This is a genomic window from Roseobacter sp. AzwK-3b (genome assembly GCF_000170875.1).
In the GTDB taxonomy this organism is placed as follows: Bacteria; Pseudomonadota; Alphaproteobacteria; order Rhodobacterales; family Rhodobacteraceae; genus Roseovarius; species Roseovarius litoreus.
The window spans coordinates 266,190-284,925 of record NZ_ABCR01000003.1 but is presented as its reverse complement, the minus strand read 5'-3'; the positions used below and the strand labels follow the sequence as shown (position 1 = coordinate 284,925).

11 protein-coding genes and 1 pseudogene are annotated in these 18,736 nt (G+C 61.9%); 8 read left to right on the top strand and 4 right to left on the bottom strand.

The features are described 5' to 3' along the window. Positions 1-4: 4 nt before the first annotated feature. On the bottom strand, positions 5-3,829 hold the full coding sequence (locus RAZWK3B_RS07650; protein WP_007813822.1) for a Hint domain-containing protein: 3,825 nt from the start codon (positions 3,827-3,829) through the stop codon (positions 5-7). Between the two features lie 1,134 nt (positions 3,830-4,963). On the opposite strand from RAZWK3B_RS07650, the gene RAZWK3B_RS07645 reads away from it, so the two are divergent. Together RAZWK3B_RS07645 and RAZWK3B_RS07640 are read left to right on the top strand one after the other, a co-directional pair. Beyond that, positions 4,964-5,608 (top strand): LuxR C-terminal-related transcriptional regulator, encoded by a 645-nt coding sequence (locus RAZWK3B_RS07645; RefSeq protein ID WP_007813821.1) that lies wholly within the window; start codon positions 4,964-4,966, stop codon positions 5,606-5,608. Then, on the top strand, positions 5,605-7,416 hold the full coding sequence (locus tag RAZWK3B_RS07640; RefSeq protein ID WP_007813819.1) for a sensor histidine kinase: 1,812 nt from the start codon (positions 5,605-5,607) through the stop codon (positions 7,414-7,416). The genes RAZWK3B_RS07645 and RAZWK3B_RS07640 overlap by 4 nt, the downstream gene beginning before the upstream one ends. A gap of 45 nt (positions 7,417-7,461) precedes the next feature. Here the strand turns inward: RAZWK3B_RS07640 and RAZWK3B_RS07635 are convergent, their stop codons facing one another. Continuing rightward, positions 7,462-8,421, bottom strand: a complete 960-nt coding sequence (locus tag RAZWK3B_RS07635) for a calcium/sodium antiporter (RefSeq protein WP_007813818.1) — start codon at positions 8,419-8,421, stop codon at positions 7,462-7,464. 201 nt (positions 8,422-8,622) lie between these two features. Between RAZWK3B_RS07635 and RAZWK3B_RS07630 the strand changes: the two genes are divergently transcribed. Together RAZWK3B_RS07630 and RAZWK3B_RS07625 are read left to right on the top strand one after the other, a co-directional pair. Further along, a complete protein-coding gene (locus RAZWK3B_RS07630; protein ID WP_007813816.1) occupies positions 8,623-9,243 on the top strand; it encodes an exopolysaccharide biosynthesis protein in 621 nt (206 codons plus the stop codon). An 81-nt stretch (positions 9,244-9,324) separates the two neighbouring features. Continuing rightward, entirely contained in the window at positions 9,325-9,624 is a 300-nt protein-coding gene (locus tag RAZWK3B_RS07625) for a hypothetical protein (protein WP_157132190.1), read from the top strand. A gap of 131 nt (positions 9,625-9,755) precedes the next feature. On the opposite strand, the gene RAZWK3B_RS21825 is transcribed toward RAZWK3B_RS07625, so the two are convergent. Both RAZWK3B_RS21825 and RAZWK3B_RS07615 read right to left on the bottom strand, forming a co-directional pair. Next, positions 9,756-13,175: a Hint domain-containing protein gene (locus RAZWK3B_RS21825; protein WP_007813812.1), complete on the bottom strand. Its 3,420-nt coding sequence runs from the start codon at positions 13,173-13,175 to the stop codon at positions 9,756-9,758. Positions 13,176-13,573: 398 nt separating this feature from the next. Continuing rightward, positions 13,574-14,287 (bottom strand): GntR family transcriptional regulator, encoded by a 714-nt coding sequence (locus RAZWK3B_RS07615; protein WP_007813810.1) that lies wholly within the window; start codon positions 14,285-14,287, stop codon positions 13,574-13,576. A 288-nt stretch (positions 14,288-14,575) separates the two neighbouring features. Between RAZWK3B_RS07615 and RAZWK3B_RS07610 the strand changes: the two genes are divergently transcribed. The 4 genes and pseudogenes from RAZWK3B_RS07610 to RAZWK3B_RS21820 form a co-directional block, all read left to right on the top strand. After that, the gene (locus RAZWK3B_RS07610) at positions 14,576-16,225 is read left to right on the top strand and encodes an ABC transporter substrate-binding protein (RefSeq protein WP_037295253.1); all 1,650 of its coding nucleotides are present in this window, start codon (positions 14,576-14,578) and stop codon (positions 16,223-16,225) included. Positions 16,226-16,292: 67 nt separating this feature from the next. After that, complete coding sequence (locus RAZWK3B_RS07605; protein ID WP_007813807.1) at positions 16,293-17,246, top strand: ABC transporter permease; 954 nt, start codon at positions 16,293-16,295, stop codon at positions 17,244-17,246. Positions 17,247-17,249: 3 nt separating this feature from the next. Continuing rightward, positions 17,250-18,137: an ABC transporter permease gene (locus tag RAZWK3B_RS07600; RefSeq protein WP_007813805.1), complete on the top strand. Its 888-nt coding sequence runs from the start codon at positions 17,250-17,252 to the stop codon at positions 18,135-18,137. Next, a pseudogene (locus tag RAZWK3B_RS21820) lies at positions 18,134-18,610 on the top strand (ATP-binding cassette domain-containing protein); the annotation flags it as partial. The gene RAZWK3B_RS07600 and the pseudogene RAZWK3B_RS21820, both read left to right, overlap by 4 nt. Positions 18,611-18,736: the final 126 nt, after the last annotated feature.

Below are 18,736 nucleotides of genomic sequence, written 5' to 3'. Positions count from 1 at the left end.
GCGGTCAGACCCGGTTTTCCAGGGGCGTCTTGCCGTTCATCGACAGGCGTTCGGCCATTTTGAGCCCACGGCGCACCGGGATCAGGGGCCGCGCGGGCAGGGGGGCGCCGTAGGTGTCGGGATCGGCCAGTTCGGGGAACAGCGTGAAGATTTCCTCGCGCGCGGCGGGAGACACGGACTTGAGCGCCTCGGGGCCTGTGAACAGCGACTCGGTCGGGGCGCCTTCGGAGAAGATCACCTGATGACGGTCGAACAGGATGTGCCAGTATTCGACGCCATCCGGGGCCTCATCGACCTCGACACCATGCAGCGCCACAAGCGCCTTGGCTGGCACGAGCACCTCGTCGGTCTGGAACATGCGGCGCGTCACCTTGGAGCGCATGAGCACCCGATGCTGAGGTGAGACCACCAGATCGCGGACCGGCAAGTTCGGGCTCAGCGCGCCTTCGCGAATGCGGATCGGCCGGAGCTTGGGATTGGCGGTCAGTTCCGCCCCGCTGAGCTTGCGCGAGCCGATCCAGCGGATGGGCTGATAGCCGTCATCCATCGTGATGGCACGATCCGAGGTGGTCAGCTCTTCGACGGGAACTTCGCCGCGGTCTGTCGCGATCAAGGTGCCGCGCGTGAAACAGACGACGAAATTCTCGATCTCGGAGAAATTGATGGTGACGAGGTCGCCATTGGCGTCGAAATAGGTGGCTGTGCCGCTTTCGCTGGCAGGATCGTCGCCGGTATAGGTGATGTCCACCGGCCCCAGCCCGGTCAGGACAAGGGTGTCGCCTGCGGTCTCGCCGCCTTCGCCGCCGGTGATGGTGATGGTGCCGGGGCCGTCGGTGATCGATTGATCGATGGTGAAAATGTCGTCGCCGTCGCCGCCCGAGGCGGTGTCATTGGCCGAGACGATCAGGCTGTCGTTGCCTATGTCGCCCTCGAGCAAGTCAGCGCCAGCCCCCCCATCGAGCGTGTCATTGTCCATCTCGCCCAACAGGGTGTCATTGCCGGCGCCGCCTTGCAGCAGGTCGTTGCCTTCGCTGCCCCGCATGTCGTCGTTGCCGTCGCCGCCGAAGACGAGGTCATCGCCTGTGTCCCCATCGAGAAAATCATCCCCGAGGCCACCTTCGAGACTGTCATTGCCGTCGCCGCCGCGCAGATCATCATTGCCGGTGCCGCCGGTGACGGTGTCGTCGCCGGCGCCGGCATCGACGAAATCATTGCCCGCGCCGCCGTCGACAACGTCATTGCCGCCACCTGCGCGGATGTCATCATCGCCGCCATTGCCGAGGATCGTATCGGCGCCTTCGGTGATCGCGTCCCCTTCGGCGTCGGCAAAGCCAACCGGCATGAACTGACCGGCTTCGGTGCCGTCCACCGCGTCGGTGAGGATCAGTTCGATGCCTTCGAAGGTCAGGGTTTCCCCCGTGGAGAAGGTAACGACACCGCGCACGGCGCCGGGATCGTTCGGGTCGTCCTCTTTCTGGATCTGCACGACATCGGCGCCGCGCAGATCGAGCGTGTCGAGATCCGTTGTCCCTTCGGCGCCGCCGAAGACCACATCGCCTGCCGCATCGGCGGTGGGGTCGTCGGTCGTGACGAAATTGTTGTCGGCGGTGAAGAAATCATTGCCAAGACCGCCCACCAGCGTATCCGCGCCGGCACCGCCGACCAGCGTGTCGCTGCCCGCGCCACCCTGAACAAGGTCGTTGCCGTCGTCGCCAGCGACGAAATCCGCGCCGTCGCCACCATCGAGCGTGTCGTTGCCGTCCTGGCCGCCCATGAAGTCGTCACCGGCGCCGCCGAACATCTGGTCGTCGCCCGCGCCGCCCAGCAGGTCGTCATTGCCCGCGTCGCCGGAGAGGACATCGTTCCCGTCATCGCCGCGCAACGCGTCGTTGCCGTCTCCGCCGATCAGCGTGTCATTGCCCGCGCCGCCCTCGACGAAATCATCGCCTGTGCCGGCATCAACGCTGTCATCGCCACCGCCCGCCGCGACGCTGTCATTGCCGTCGACGGTCACGATCGTATCGGCGCCTTCGGTGACCCGGTCGCCCTGCGCGTCGATGAACCCGACATTGATGGTGTCTGCCGAGGATGTGCCATCCACAGTGCCGTCTGCGTCGGTCAGGACCGTCTCGATCTCGGAGAAGGCGATGGTGACCGGATCGCCGCCCGTGTTGGTATAGGTCGCCGTGCCGCTTTCGCTGATGCCGGTGACAGGATTGAAGGTCGGATCACTGCTGTTGTAGACCACGTCGACCGGCCCCAGCCCCCGCAGGTCCAGCGTATCGCCAGCCGTCTCGCCGGTTTCGCCGCCGGTGATCGTGGCGTTGCCGCCCGTGGGCAGGCTCGGGTCGACAAGGAAGATGTCGTCGCCATCGCCGCCGCTGGCCGTGTCATCCGCGCCTAACGCGAAAGAATCCGCGCCCGCGCCGCCGACGAGGGAATCCGCGCCTTCGCCACCCGCAAGCGTGTCGTTGCCATCGCCACCGAAGATCTGGTCGTTGCCGGCACCGCCGCGCAGGTCGTCATTGCCCTCATCGCCGTTGATCGTGTCATTGCCCGCACCGCCTTCGGCAAAGTCGTCGCCTGTGCCGCCTGAGATGAAGTCATCTCCATCCTCGCCGCGCAGGTCGTCATTACCAGCGTCCCCAAGCAGCACGTCATTATCGAAGCCACCGGATAGCTGGTCGTTGCCGTCCCCGCCGAACAGGGTGTCGATACCGGCACCGCCGAACAGCTGATCGTCGCCGGCATCGCCGCGCAGGTCGTCATTGCCGTCGTCACCATTGACGTTGTCATTGCCCGTGCCGCCGTCGAGGAAGTCATCGCCGATGCCCCCCGACAAGAAGTCGTCGCCATCCTCGCCGCGCAGGTCGTCATTGCCCGCATCACCAAAGAGCACGTCATTATCGAAGCCACCGGCCAGCAGGTCGTTGCCATCGCCGCCGAACAGGGTGTCGATACCGGCACCGCCGAACATCTGGTCGTCGCCCGCATCGCCGCGCAGGTCATCATTGCCGTCGTCGCCGTTGACGTTGTCATTGCCCGTGCCGCCTTCGAGGAAGTCGTCGCCGATGCCGCCCGACAGGAAGTCGTCGCCGCTCTCGCCGCGCAGGTCGTCATTGCCCGCATCGCCAAAAAGCGTGTCATTGTCCCCGCCCCCGGCCAGCAGGTCGTTGCCGTCCCCGCCGCTCAGCGCATCAAAGCCGCTGCCGCCGAACAGCTGATCGTTGCCCGCGTTTCCGCTGAGGCTGTCATTGCCGTCGTCGCCATTGAGATTGTCGTTGCCCGTGCCGCCTGCGACCACGTCATTCCCGGTACCGCCCGACACGAAATCATCGCCGCCGGCGGCGTCTATGGTGTCGTCGCCGCCATTGCCAAAGATCGTGTCCGCATTGTCGGTGATCAGATCGCCCTGGGCATCCGAGTAGCCCAGGGGCATCGACTCGCCCGTTTCGGCACCGTCCACGATGTAGTTGCCGTAAACCGCGTCGATCTCGAACAGATCCTGGGTATCCGTCAGTGTCAGGACCGGGGTGGTGCCTGTGGTCGGATCGGGATCGCTGTCGGCGGCGGCATCCCCGACATTTGCGGTTGCAAGACGCTGGCTTTCTGCGGTGGTGGGGAAGACGACACGGTAGTCGCCGGCGGCGAGGCCCGTGAAGCTGTAGGTGCCATTGGGATCGGTTGTGGTTGTCGCAATGACGGTCCCGCCGGAATCCAGAAGCTGGATGGTCTGACCGGCGATGCCGAGGTCGAAGCCACCGAAACCGTCGTTTTCGGTATTGTCGAGGTTGCTGTCCGAGACGATGCGGCCGTTGATCGACGCCATGTCAGACCCCCCCGCGCAAGGACGGGCGGACCGCTGCCGTCAGGCCGAGCAGGGCCAGGGTGCGGGCATGAGCCAGCCTGTGTGCGGCCGAGAGCCGGGACAGGGACGCATGGCGAGAGTTGTCCGGCAGACTACCTTTGCCGGGCGCACAGATACGCCGGCGCCAATAGCACCGGGTTTGGGCTTGACAGACAAGTTCCATATCGCAAGTCGCGAACGCCATACCATTCCTCCGAAGGCGCCGAACAGCCCTTCACAGAGCTGCAACGGTCACCTGCACACAACATTTAGCGTCTGCGTCAGGCTGTCCGGATCGGTCCGGCGGCCTGACGCCACATCACGCTCAATGGATGCTCCCGAGTGCTTCGATAGTCCATCCAAGGGGTTTCGATTTTCGAAAAAACCAAGCCGGAAGTAGCTAAATTCAAGGGAGATTTCAGTGCGATTTAGAGGGGCTATTCAAAAGTAGTGCATAGCTTTAAGCATATGAATTAAAACAGAAAAATACGGAAAATTGGGGGTCTCGGAGGAGTGGGTGCCATGCCCGGCAAAACATGTCAAATTTGAGATGTGGCCTAAACGACTCGGCGTTCCGACGGGTCGAAATTCCAGCATCACAATCCGGCTGCACTCCCAACATTTGAGCGATTTCGTGTGGTCACAATTGGCCGGATCGCACCAATATATTGACACAAAATGGACGCCATCCGAATCACTTGCCTTGTGGCAGGTCCAGGTCTGTCGGGGGTGCCGGGATTGAAGTTCGGACTTCGCGGTGTCCGACATAGGCGTATCTGTATCCCGCCCCTGCGCATGGGGAGACCCGCCGGAGGTATCGATCTCGGCCTTGGGGCCGGTTGCGGGTCCGGTTGCGCCTGTCATCTGCGATGCAGGTGGGACGAAGGTGACGAGAAGCCCGGCAAACTACCAATACACTGCAATTTGCTTGACCTCGGCCGCGCCACTCACTTGCGGCTTCCGTTAAAATAAACTGCTATTGAAATACCTGTTCTCACCTTCGTCCCACGTGAACCTTAGAATCATGATTTCCTTGTAGGAATGTGTGGATTCACACATATGAGAAATAAGCCGCTTGTTTAGAGTGATGTGGGTAGTGGTGTGCAAGAGTTGTCCGTGACCGACCATTCCGTTCTTATCATCGAGGATCGGGCCGATATCGTCGCCCGTCTGAGCGATGCGATCAACGTGACGGAGGGGCTGACCCTTGTGGGCTGCGCCTCGACGCTGGATCAGGGGCTCAACCTGCTGTTCGATCTAAAGCCGCGTATCCTGCTGGTGGATATCGGATTGCCCGACGGGTCGGGGGTGGAGGCCGTGCACGCCTGTGCTGCCGCCGACTGGCTGGTCGATGCGGTGGTCGTGTCGATCTTCGGGGACGAGGCCCGGGTTCTGGAGGCGATTCAGGCCGGGGCGAAGGGATATCTTCTCAAAGGCGCTGATCTTGGCCAGATCGGCACCGATATCCTGTCTGTTCTGGACGGTGGCAGCCCGATCAGCCCCGGTATCGCCCGCCATCTTCTGGCGGTGGTCAAGGATGGGGGCACGGGCTCTGTGGAACCGGGTCTGTCCCCCCTGACCGAGCGCGAGGCCGAAATTTTGCAGGCGGTGGCAAGGGGATACAAGCGCCACGAGATCGCGCAACACCTGGGCATCAGCGCCGGGACGGTGGGCAATCACATCACGTCGATCTATCGCAAGCTCGAGGTGAGCACCAATATGGAAGCCGTGGCGCGCGCGTCGAAGAAAGGCTTCCTGTGATCCGGTGGAGCGTCGTCGCCTTTGTCGGCGTGGGGCTGTGGACTGCCGTGTTGCTGGCCATCTTGTTCGCGCTGAACATCGGCCAGATTCGCGACATTCCGGGGGCAGTTAAGGTTCAGCAGGTGATGCTGTGCGACGGGCCGGCCTGTGCCAGCGGTGACATGGTGGATCTGCCGTTTTCCTCGCCCATCCGTTTTGATCCCGAGCCCACGACCCTGCACATGCGCGCCACGCTTGAGCACGTGACACCGGCTGAAGGTGTGAACGCGGTTTATTTTCCCAAGCTGGCCGATAATGTCGATGTGCGGGTCAATGGGCAGCTTCTTCATCCCAACACGCTTCCGTACCGGTTGTGGAACACGCCTCTTTTGGTGACTTTGCCGGGGCCTCTGGTGGCAACACGAGAGGTGCAGATCGAGCTGGCCCTGCACGGGATGCCGTCCGAGGGGCTGGATCTTCATCCGTTCTTCTTTGGGCCAAAGGACATTCTGCAGCCATACCAGGCGTCGCGGTCCTTCTTCGGTCAGGGGCTGGCGAGGTTCGCACTGGGGTTGATGTGTATCCTGGCCGTGGCGTTGCTGGTGGTGTGGATGTTCCGGCGCAAGGATCACGAATACCTTTGGCTGGGGCTGTCCTGTGCCACGGCGATGATCACGCTTGTGCATTTCGGATATGGGGTGGCGTCCGAAGAATACCGGATCTGGACAATATCGTGGACGCTGTCGCCGGCGCTTTATACGCTTTTTTTGTTGAAATTCCTGTTTCGCTTTCTGGGCTTCACATCGCGTTTGCCGGAGCAGATACATGCCGTCACGCTGATACTCTATGTCAGTTTGATCTTGTTGCTTCCGCTGGAATACACGTTTGCGGTGTCGCTGTGGGGCAATGTGCTGATCACCGTGCCTGCGGCGTATTTCGGTCTGTTGGTGGTCTGGAGCAACCGGCATCTGATGACCCGAAGGGATTTCGGTGTGTTCTTCCCCTGCCTGAATATTGGCACGATCATGGGGGCTTACGAGCTTTACATGATGTTGCACGAGGCCCCGGTGCGGACCATGCATCTGTTTCATTTCATGCCGCTTGTGATGTCGCTTGCGGGTATCTGGCTGATCCTGTCGCGGTTGATCCAGTCCTTGAAGGATTACGAGGACCTTACGGCGTCGCTCAATAATCGCATCATCGAGAAATCCGAAGAACTGGAGGCTAGTTTTGCCGAACTGGCGGAAATCCGGCAGCGTGAGGCGATTGCCGCCGAGCGCGGCCGCATCATGCTGGACCTGCATGACGGGATCGGGGGGCAGCTTGTCAGCACGCTGTCCTATATGCGCCGCAATGACGTGGGCGATGACAAATGCCGCCTTGCGCTGGAGGATGCGCTGCGCGATCTGGCGCTGATGCTGGACAGCATGGAAAACCACGACAGTCTGGTGACACTTCTGGGGATGCTGCGCACCCGGCTGGAGGGCTTGCTGAGCGAGAATGGCATCGAATTCGACTGGCAGGTGCAAGGCGAGCCGCAGCTGCGGAATTCCGGGCCGTCGCAGGCCCTGAACCTGTCACGGATCGTGCAGGAGGCCATTACAAACGTCATCAAGCACGCACAGGCGGATACGATCACGATTTACGTGGACGAAAACAGGATCCGGATTTCCGACAATGGCGTGGGTTTCGTGGCGGACGATCCGGGGATCGCCGAAAACCCGTCGCACGGGTTGGCCAATATGAAGCGCCGCAGCCAGTTGCTTGGGGCGCGGTTCTCGATTTCAAGCTCGCCCAAGGGCACGGATGTCATGCTTGACTTCGCATGATGGCACGCCGTTTGTCGTGATCGGGTGATTGGCCCGTGGTGGCGATCACATGCCGCTTGAAAAAAGAAACGCCATGTATCCTGCATAGAGAGCCAGCATCAGGCCGCCCCAGATCCGCCCGATCGATTTGGTCGCGAACAGGAGTGCCAGCAGCAGGATGCTGGCCGCAAGCATGATCGGCGCATCGATATCGCGGAACCGGGCCGTGACCTCGATGGGTTGAATGACAACCGTAACCCCAAGAATTGCAAGGATATTAAAGATATTCGAGCCGATGACATTGCCCAGAACGACATCTGAATGACGGCGGATGGCCGCGACGATGGCGGTGGCAAGCTCGGGCAGGGATGTGCCGATCGCAACCAACGAAAGGCCGATGACCGCGTCCGGAACGCCGACATCGCGGGCGATGTTGACCGCCCCCTCGACCAGCAGATCGGCCCCGAACACCAGCGCCGCGATACCGCCCAGTGCAAGAACGGGCGGCAGCCATGGGCGCGAGAGGGGGATATCCTCGAATTCTGCGGCCTCGTGCTGGAATGTCCTGGCCAAGCGGTCCCGCCGTTCCAGCCAGTAGCTTGCAAAAAGATAGCCCGCCAAAACCACCAACATCGCGATGCCTTGGGTCTGGGTGATGACGGCGGCTTGCATCAGCGCAAGGGCGACAAGCGAGACGAGCGTTGCGATCAGTGCCTCGCGCAGCGCAGAGCGGTTCCACCCGATGATCGGGGCGATCAGCGCCGCTATGCCGATAATCAGCAGGATGTTGGCGATGTTCGAGCCGACGACATTGCCGAGCGCGATCTCCGGCGCCCCGTCGAGAGCCGCATTGACCGATACCAACAGCTCCGGTGTCGAGGTGCCAAAGCCGACAATAACAAGCCCGATCAAGAGCTTGGAGATACCCATGCGTTCCGCCAAGGCGACCGAGCCGCGCACCAGCCCCTCGCCGCCGACAAACAAAAGACCAAGGCCGCCGGCAACCAGAAGGAGATCATCAAGCATGCAAGTTCCTGTTCGCTGCATATCGGCAGTGATGATCAAACGCCGCACTGACACACGTAAGATGAAGATTGGCAAAAAGAAACACGGCTATCAGAAATTTGTCGCAAGGCGTTGGTAATAAGGCGATATGACCAAGCACGTTTGGGTTGCAATTGGATGCGTGGAGCATGATATCCCGGCCAAGACCTTGAAAGGGAAGACATGCAGCGCGGGGATGAGAGAAAACGCAGGCCTTCGCTGTCGCTGCCGATCCTGCGGACATCGCGGAGTCAGCATCTGGCGGGGACGCTGACGCTTGGCAATCTGCTGTCGGAGCTTGGGGAGGCGTCGTTCGGATGGGCGATCGTTGTGTTTTCTTTGCTGACACTTTTGCCGCTTCCGCCGGGGGCCACGCTGATAACGGCGCTGCCGCTGTTGGTCACGACGGGGCAAATGATGCTGGGATATCCGCATGTTAAGCTGCCCGGGCGACTGGCGCGGCTGAGCATCGAGCAAGAGAAACTTCGGCGCACGGTGTTGCGTCTGAGGCCGGTGACGCGGCGGTTGGAGAGGGTGCTGACGCCGCGCTACTCGGCGTTTTTTGCGCGGCGCAATGAGCGGCCGATGGGGCTTTTGCTGTTCGTGATCGCCTTCGCGTTGTTTCTGCCCTTGCCGCTAAGTGGTTGGTTTCCTGCGATTTCCTTGTTTGTTGTGGGGGTTGGGCTGGTGGAGCGGGATGGGCTGGTCAGTCTGTTGGGGCTTGGCTTTGGTGTGGCCTCGGTGATGCTGACGGCGGTGATCCTGATTTCGATTGTTATTGAAGCGGATGCGATGCTTCATTGATGTGATGCTTTAGCTTCGCCAGATAAATATCTTTGCAATATATGGAAAATGAGATGCCCTATGGGAAGTGAGGTGGGGGTCATGTCCGGGATCAGCGCCCTTTGGCGAGGGGATGTATCGCTGTCCGAGGCGTTCTGGACCTGGGCGCTGATGCTGGGGCTTGCTGTCAATGCAGTCACAAGTATAGCATTCATGGCGTTGATTTCATTTGATTATCCAATCCCGGCATTGCTTGTCGGCTATGGGATTTCGCTGCCTTACAACATGGTTGCGGTGGTCGGGGTCTGGCGTGCGGCCGCGCGATATGAGGGGCCGACGCTGCATGCGGATCTGGCACGCGGGGGGACGGTGGCGCTGATGGCGATATTGAGTGTCACCTGACGGGGCGCGCGGGTGCGGGATGTGTAGGGTTCGTACCAATCCTACGCGGGTTTCGTACAAAATCGGGGGCTGCCCGGCGCATTTGTGTCCCTTTGGTACGCAACTGCCCGAGAGGGTGCCGAAAGACCCACTCAGCCAAAAGCGCAGAGCGCCGGCATTTTGAGACCGGCATCGGCCAGTGTGCGGTCGATCCAGCTGACCTGATCGCGGTCGACACGTTTTCTTGCGGCGCGGGTCTTGAGGATCGGGCGGGCCAGTGTGAAACTCTCCAGCGAGCCGGCGGTCGCCTTGAGCAGACAGTGCCGCAGCGAGCGCCGGTTTTCGGCGGACAGTGCGCGCAACGCCATGCGTCCGGGAAAGAAGCTTTCGCAGGGCAGGCCATTGGCGACGATCACCTCATGCGCGGCAAACATGATGTGGTGATAGGTGACTTTGCGGCATCCTTCCATCTGACGCACGCCGGGCAGGCCCAAAAGGGCAATGGCGGGGGCGAAAACACCGGAGTGGTGATCGGTGTCGGGCAGCAGGATGCGATGCTGCGGGGATACCTTGAGGTCGGTCGCGGGCAGGCCGTGGCCCAAAGCGCCTGCCTTGATGATGATCGGCTTGTCGGAATGGGGCGAGGCATCCCAGGACATTTTTGTATGCGAAGCCCAGATCAGGGGGCGGAAGCCGTGGTCAATGGTGCGGACCATATCGCCCGCGGCCAGCTTTTCGACCGGCACGAGGCCGCGCGGCGTTTCGATCAGCGTGCCATCGGCAAAGCAGATCACGCCGGTATTGTCGGCGTTGAAAAACGTGGGCGAGGGGGAGGCGCCGGTAAAGACGATGCCTTCGTTGCCGGGGATGCCGTCGGTGTCGAATTGGGTGTTGTCCGAATAATCGACCGCGTTCCCTTGGGTGTCGGTGGTGTTCGACTGGCTCAGGATGCCGTCATCTGCCTGGTCAGCCCAGAGTTCGAACAAGTGGTCGTAAAAGCCGGACAGGTCGATGAAATCGTTGTTGGTGGTATCCCCGTCATTGATGGGGCCGGTATTGCCGGTGTTGAAATCCGAGATCGTGTCGAGCCCGTCGCCCGGTATATAGTTGAAAAAGTCATCGCCCGCCCCGCCGGTCAGAAGGTCATTGCCCAAGTCGCCGGTGATCGTGTCGTCGCCCTGGCCGCCGGTAATGGTGTCGTCGCCGTCAAAGCCCCACAGATCCACCCCGACGAGATCGCCGGAGGCGTCGATCGTGTCGGCCCCCGACGAGCCTTCGATGGCTTCGATGCTGGAAAAGATGCCCTGATCGGGGTTGGCGTCGAGATCGGTATAGGTGCCGGTTCCGGTGCCGGTGAAGAGCACGTTCAACGGGTCATCCGAGCTGGCGGCCGAAAGCGTATCGGTCCCGCTGCCGCCGTCGATGGTACTGTCGCCGAAGCCGACGAAGAACAGATCGTCACCCGCGCCGCCCGACAGCGTGTTGTTGCCGTTGCCTTCGGTCAGGGTGTCGTCGCCATCGCCGGTGTCGATGTCGATATCGTCGGTGATGAAATTGCCGTTGAAGATATCGCCCTGATCGGTGAAGACGATCTCTTCGATCTCGGTGAACGCGGCGGAGTTGGCCCCGAGGGTCACGGTGCCGCTTTCTCCGCCCGTCAGGGTGAAGGTGATGCCGCTCCCGGTGATCCCGGAGGCATCCAGCACGTCCACGTCGAGCCCGTCGGTATCTTCGCCGCCGAAAATGACATCATTGCCGAAGTCATTGGACAGCTGGATGCGGTCGCTGCCGCCGGCGGCGAAGATCTGGTCATCCCCCGTGCCGCCATCGATCGTGTCGTTGCCATCGCCTGTCGGGTCCGGCGGGGAGGTCACGGTGACGCTGATGTTGTCGATCACCAAATCGGTGTTGACGGTGCCGGTGGAGGTGGGGTTCGAGAAGCGCAGGGTCGTGGCGGTGCCGGTCGCGGTGAAATCAATCGTGATCGTCTGGCTGGTGCCGTTGGCGACAACGACGGTCTGGGTGCCGAGCACCAGCCCGCTTGCGTCGAGTATATCGACCACGAGGGTGTGAGAGGCGACGGCGCTACCGTTTTCGGCGGCATCGACAGACAGCTGATAGTCGACGCCGGGTTGGGTGGTGACAGTCTGTTGGGCCACACCGCCGACGCCACTGTCTGCGGCATTGAAGCCCAGAAACCCGTCATAGGCAAAGGTGCTGCCACCGCCGCTGATCGTCCAGCCAGCGGTCGTGTTCGTGGCGAAATCGCCGTTGACCACATCGACATCGGCAAAGGGGCCCGTGTCGCCCAGGATGGTGTCGTTGCCGGCGCCGCCAAGAAGGGAGTCGTTGCCGCCTCCGCCGAAGAGGGCATCATTGCCGGAACCGCCATCGAGCGTGTCGTCGCCGTCGATCTCATCGCCGGGCAGGGTCGTGACGGCGATGTTGTCGAGCACAAGATCGGTGGTCACGGTGCCGGTGGATGTCGGGTTCGTGAAGCGCAGCGTCGTGGTATCGGTGGCCGCGGTGAAATCGACGGTGACGGTCTGGGTGGTGGCGTCATCGACAAGAACCGTCTGGGTGGCGATCACCTGGCCGGTGCTGTCGAGGATGTCCACGACCAGCGTATGCGTGGCGGCACCGCCGCCGAATTCGGCGGCATCGAGCGAGAGCTGGAAGCGCGCGCCGGGCTGGGTGGCGACGGTCTGTTGGGCGACGCCGCCAAAGCCGCTGTCACTGGCGTTGAACGCGAGGATCCCGTCATAGGAGAAGGTCGCGCCGCCGCCGCTGATCGTCCAGCCGGTGGTGGAGTTGTTGGCGAAATCACCGTTGGTCACCGCAACGGTGGTGGGGCCGGCATTGTCGCCGTAAAGCGTATCGTCGCCGTCGCCACCAGCCAGCATGTCATTGCCGATATTGCCGGCGATCAGGTCATTGTCGGCGCCGCCATCGACGATATCGTTGCCTGCGCCGGCAAAGATCGTGTCCGCGCCGCCATTGCCGAAGATGACGTCATTGCCATCGCCGATGCGGTCGCCGTCGGTGTCGGTATAGCCCGGCGCCATCTGTTCGGCGGTCGCCGCGCCATCGACGGGCTCGGCGAAGTCGGTGGCGAGCCGGTCGGTTGCCGGCTCGATGGTGTTGGAGATCAGGCTGTCGAGGGTCAGGGACTGGATCGGGCCTGCTTCGAGGAGGGCTTGCTGACCGGTGGCGCCGGTCTCGGGGGGGAGCAGGAACAGATCGCCCGTCGTGGCCTGCGCCAGCGTCACCTCGAGCGTGGCGGAGGTGCCATCGGCATAGGTGATGGTGGCCAGATAGGTGGCGGCCCCGTCGATGGTGAAGGTGGTGCCGTCGACCGAGAACTGGTCGTTGGCGGTGGCGTTGTCGGTGTCGTATTGCGCGCCGCCCGAGACCAGGGCGAGGGTGCGGACGTCGTTGAAGAGGGGAGCACCGCTGCTGCCATAGGTCGTACCGACCAGATCGGCTGCCGCGTCCGAGATGTTGTCCGATTCCGTTGTGTCGATCTCGGTCGGGCTGATCCCCAGAGAGATGACTTCAAAACTCGTTGCCATTGCTTACTGCCCACTCATACTCAATTCCGGAAGGGGCCAAGCGATCTTTATGCGCCGCTCTTTCATGTCGTATGCGGCAGTGCCAAAATCGGCATCCGACGCATCAAGAACCCAAATTCCGAACAGTCGTCCTTTATTCTCAGGTTTTGTCTCGAATTGAAAACAATATCCTATGAGAATGTGGTGACATTGTGGCAGGGTCTGAAAAAAGTAAAGTTGAGGATGGTTGAGGCAACCTGGGCGTGTGGAGCGGCGCCTTGTGCGGAAAACAAGGGGATTTCGGGCTGGGCGTGCCCTAAGTCGAAAGTCGGCGAGAACGGTGATGTCGCGCAGGGCGCGCGCGTGCAGGTGGGTCAGAGCGCAATGATCGAACGGAGCCCTGCATGTCGCGAAACGCTTTATTGGCTCAGCATGTCCTTGAGCGTGAGGTTGGAGGTATCGGTCACGTCGAAACGCAGGGCGGAGTGCAGTTCGACAAGATGGCTGCGCATCAGCTCTTCTGCCTCGTCGGCATCGTTGCGTTCGATCGCGTCGATCAGGGCGTTGTGACAGCTCTCGTCGCAGCGCGTGCTGGAGCGGGTCCAGTAGAGCGCGATGATGAGAGAAGAGCGGGACACGAGGTTTTCGATCATCCCGGCGATGGTGCGCTGATTGGCGATCTGAGCGATCATCACGTGAAAGCGTCCCGATAGCCGCAGGGCACGGCCCGATTCATTGCGGCTCATGGCGTCGTGTTCTTCCTGCGCGTGACGGCGCAGGGCGCGGATGTCGGACTTGTTGGCATGGAGCGCCGCCTCGCGGGCGGAGCGCGGCTCCAGCAATTCGCGGGCCTCGAACACCTCGCGGGCCTCGCGGGGGGAGGGGTTGGCGACGCTGGCACCGCGATTCGGTCGCAGTGTCGCGAGGTGGGAATGCGCAAGCGCCTGCAGCCCGCTGCGCACGATGGTGCGCGACACGCCGTAGAATTCGGCCAGATCGGTTTCCGCCAGACGGGTGCCGGGGGGCAGGCGCTGTTCGAGGATGGCCTGTTCGACGCCTGTATAGACGGGGTTTTGCACAAACTCGGCTTCGATTCTGCTGGCGAAGTCCGCTTCTTGTTGCGACATGCTCATGGGGTGCCCGTTGACGGTTGTATACAGTTTATATCGCCCTTTGTGGCCTTTTTGAATTCAATTGTCATCCCCTGTTTCATACCTGCGGGCTGGGCGCCATTTCACGCCTTGTAAACAGGCATTTCACATCGTGATTGAACAAAAAAAGGGCATCTGTGAACTTTTTTAATTGAAAACGTATACAATCCGGTAATCATTTGTCGACGTGGCCGGGCGGCATCTCATTGTCGCTGCAGGGACACGGCCAATGACTGCGGCTCGGTCCGGACGTTCAACAGGAGTTATGACATGAGGACTATCTTGTACCGATCCTCTGCGATCGCATTGACGGCAGCCGTTCTGGCGGCTGGACCGGTCTGGGCCGAAAAGACCCTGACAATCGGCATGACGGCGGCGGATATTCCGCGCACATCGGGCCAGCCCGATCAGGGCTTCGAGGGCAACCGGTTCACCGGTATCCCGATGTATGACGCGTTGACGCATTGGGATTTGTCGTCGGAAACAGAGGCGAGCGGCATCGTGCCGGGCCTTGCGACCGCTTGGGAAGTGAACCCCGATGACACCACGAAATGGACCTTTACCCTGCGCGAGGGTGTGACGTTCCATGACGGATCCCCGTTCAATGCCGATGCGGTGGTGTGGAACGTGCAGAAGGTGCTGGATGAAGCTGCGCCGCATTTCGCCCCGGATCAGGTGGGCGCCACGAAGTCGCGGATGCCGACGCTGGCCTCGGCGCGGGCAATCGACGAGCTGACGGTCGAGCTGACCACGACGCAGCCCGACAGCTTCCTGCCGCTGAACATGACGATGCTGTTCATGGCCTCGCCGACCCATTGGCAGGCGCTGTATGACGCGGTGGATGCGGCGATCACCGACCCGAAGGAACGCGCGGCTGCGGCGTGGACGGCGTTTACGTTCGATCCGTCGGGCACCGGCCCGTTCGAGGGCGATCTTTTCGTGCCGCGCGAGCGCTTCGAGATGGTGAAGAACGAAAATTACTGGGATCCGGCGCGCACGCCCAGCATCGACCGCGTCGTTCTGGTGCCGTTGCCCGATGCCAATGCCCGCACAGCGGCGCTGCTGTCGGGGCAGGTGGACTGGATCGAGGCGCCAGCACCGGATGCGATCCCGCGTATCCAGAGCGAAGGCAACGTGATCTATTCGAACCCGCAGCCGCATGTCTGGCCGTGGCAGTTGTCGTTCCACGAAGGCTCGCCCTGGTTGGACAAGCGGGTGCGTCACGCGGCCAACCTGTGTGTCAACCGCGAGGAGCTTCAGGTTCTGCTGGGCGGGTACATGGGCATTCCCAAGGGCTCGGTCGAGCCGGGGCATCCGTGGTGGGGCAACCCGTCCTTCGACATTCGCTATGATCCGGACACGGCGCGCAGCCTGATGAGCGAAGCGGGTTTCTCGGCCGATAATCCGGTGAAGGTGAAGGTGCAGACATCGGCATCCGGTTCCGGTCAGATGCAGCCGGTCACGATGAACGAGTATGTCCAGCAGGGCCTGCGAGACTGCTTCTTCGATGTCGAACTGGACGTGATCGAATGGAACACGCTCTTCACCAACTGGCGCAAGGGCGCTGCGGATGAAAGCGCGCGCGGTGCGCATGCGATCAACGTGTCCTTCGCGACGATGGACCCGTTCTTTGCCATGGTGCGGTTCGTCTCGACCGGGACCTTCCCGCCGGTGTCCAACAACTGGGGTCTGTTCGGCAATGACGAGTTCGACGCGCTGATCGCGGATGCGCGGACGTCGTTTGCGGATGCGGATCGGGATGCGGCGCTGGGCCGTCTGCATACGCGGATCGTGGAAGAGGCGCCGTTCGTCTGGATCGCCCATGATGTCGGCCCGCGCGCCATGTCGCCGAAGGTCGGCAATGTGACCCAGCCGAAGAACTGGTTCATCGATATCGCGCCGATGACCATCGAAGAGTGATCCCTTGCACCCATCGGGGTCGTCCCTGCAAACGGGACGGCCCCCTTTTTGACAGGCTGACTTGCCCATGATTTCGTTCATCCTGCGCCGCGTCGTTTATACCATCCCGATCATGCTTGGCGTGTCGCTGGTCTGTTTCGCGCTGGTCCATATCTCGCCCGGTGATCCGCTGGTGTCGATCCTGCCGCCGGATGCGTCGGTGGAGTTGCAGGAACAGATGATGGCGATCTACGGCTTCGACCGGTCCTACCCTGAGCAATTCATGCGCTGGCTGGCGCTGGCGGTTCAGGGCGATCTGGGAAATTCGATCGCCACCGGGCGGCCTGTGGCGACGGAAGTGTTCAACGCGGTGGGCAATACGCTGATCCTTGCGGTGACGGCGACGATCATCGGCTTCACGCTGGGCGGTCTGTTCGGCTTTGTCGCGGGGTATTTTCGCGACAGCTGGATCGACAAGCTGGCCACCGCGATTTCGGTGATCGGCGTGTCGGTGCCGCATTACTGGCTGGGCATGGTGATGGTGATCATCTTTTCGGTCGAGCTGCGCTGGCTGCCGGCGACGGGCGCGGGGCCGGGCGGGTCGAGCCAATGGGTCTGGGACTGGGAGCATATGCAGTATCTGATCCTGCCGGCGATCACGATGTCGGTGATCCCGATGGGCATCGTGGCACGCACGGTGCGCGCGCTGGTGGCCGATATCCTGCAACAAGAATTCGTCTCTGGCCTGCGCGCCAAGGGGCTGCTGGATCGTGGGGTGCTGGCGCATGTCATCAAGAATGCGGCCCCCACGGCGCTGGCTGTGATGGGCCTGCAGCTGGGGTATCTGCTGGGGGGGTCGATCCTGATCGAGACGGTGTTTTCGTGGCCGGGCACGGGCTTCTTGCTGGGGCAGGCCATTTTCCAGCGCGATCTGCCGTTGCTGCAGGGCACGATCCTGGTGCTGGCGATGTTCTTCGTGATCCTCAACCTGTTGGTGGATGTGGCGCAGACCGCGCTTGATCCGCGCTTGCAAAGGGGCTGAGCCATGGCCATGACCGCAGAGAGCATCACGCAGCTTGCAACTGTCGAGAAATCACGAGGGTATTGGCGCTCGGTTGGCGTCCGGTTTTTGCGCGACAAGGTCGCGGTCTGTGCCGGGCTTGTCGCGGCGGGGCTGATCCTGATGGCGATCTTCGCGCCTTGGATCGCGCCGGCAGATCCTTTGGATGGCAGCATGATCAAGCGCCTGTCGCCCATCGGGACCGAAGGCTATCCGCTGGGCGCCGACGAGTTGGGGCGCGACATGCTGAGCCGGTTGATTTACGGCGCGAGGCTGTCGTTGTTCATGGGGGTCGTGCCCGTGTTGATCGCCTTTGCCATCGGCGGGGCCATCGGTATTGCCGCCGGGTATCTGGGCGGCTGGGTCAACACGATCACGATGCGCGTTCTGGATGTGCTGTATGCGTTTCCGTCGGTCCTTCTGGCGATCGCGATTTCGGGGGCGTTGGGTGCGGGTATCCTCAACGGGCTGTTGTCGCTGACGGTCGTGTTCATCCCGCCGATCGCGCGGGTGGCGGAAAGCGTCACCACGTCGGTGCGCAAGCTGGAATATATCGAGGCGGCGCAGGCCAGTGGCGCATCGAGCCTGCGGATCGTGCGCGATCACGTTCTGGGTAATGTGCTGGGGCCGATCTTCGTCTATGCGACAAGCCTTATCTCGGTGTCGATGATCCTTGCGGCGGGTCTGTCGTTTCTGGGGCTGGGTGTCAGCCCGCCGAACGCGGAATGGGGCCTGATGCTGAACACGCTGCGCAACGCGATCTATGTGCAGCCGTGGCTGGCGGCGCTGCCGGGTGTGATGATCTTTCTGACCTCGATCTCGTTCAACATGCTCAGCGATGGGTTGAGATCCGCCATGGATGTGAAGCAATGAAGCCCCCGATCCTGTCCGCCCACAACCTCGTCAAGCATTTCAACGCCGGCGGTTTCGGCGCGGGCCGCAAGGTGGTGCGCGCGGTCGATGATGTGAGTTTCGAGCTGGCCCATGGCGAGACCCTGGGTGTCGTCGGAGAAAGCGGGTGCGGCAAGTCCACGACTGCGCGTCTGCTGGTGCAGCTTCTGACACCCGATAGCGGCGCGGTGCGCTATGACGGCAAGGTGGTCGGCCCGGAATTGCCGCTCAAGGCGTTTCGCAGCAAGGTGCAGATGGTGTTTCAGGACAGTTTCGCATCGCTGAACCCACGCATGACGATGATCGACGCGGTGGCCTTCGGGCCGTCGGTGCATGGTGTCGCCAAATCTGAGGCGCGGCGCAAGGCGCAGGATCTGTTGGAACGGGTCGGGCTGGATCCTGCGCGTTTTGGCGGGCGATATGCGCATGAATTGTCAGGCGGGCAGCGCCAAAGGGTCAATATCGCGCGCGCGCTGGCCTTCGATCCGCAGGTGATCGTGCTGGATGAGGCGGTGTCGGCGCTGGATAAATCGGTCGAGGCGCAGGTGCTGAACCTGCTGATGGACCTGCGGCGCGAACGC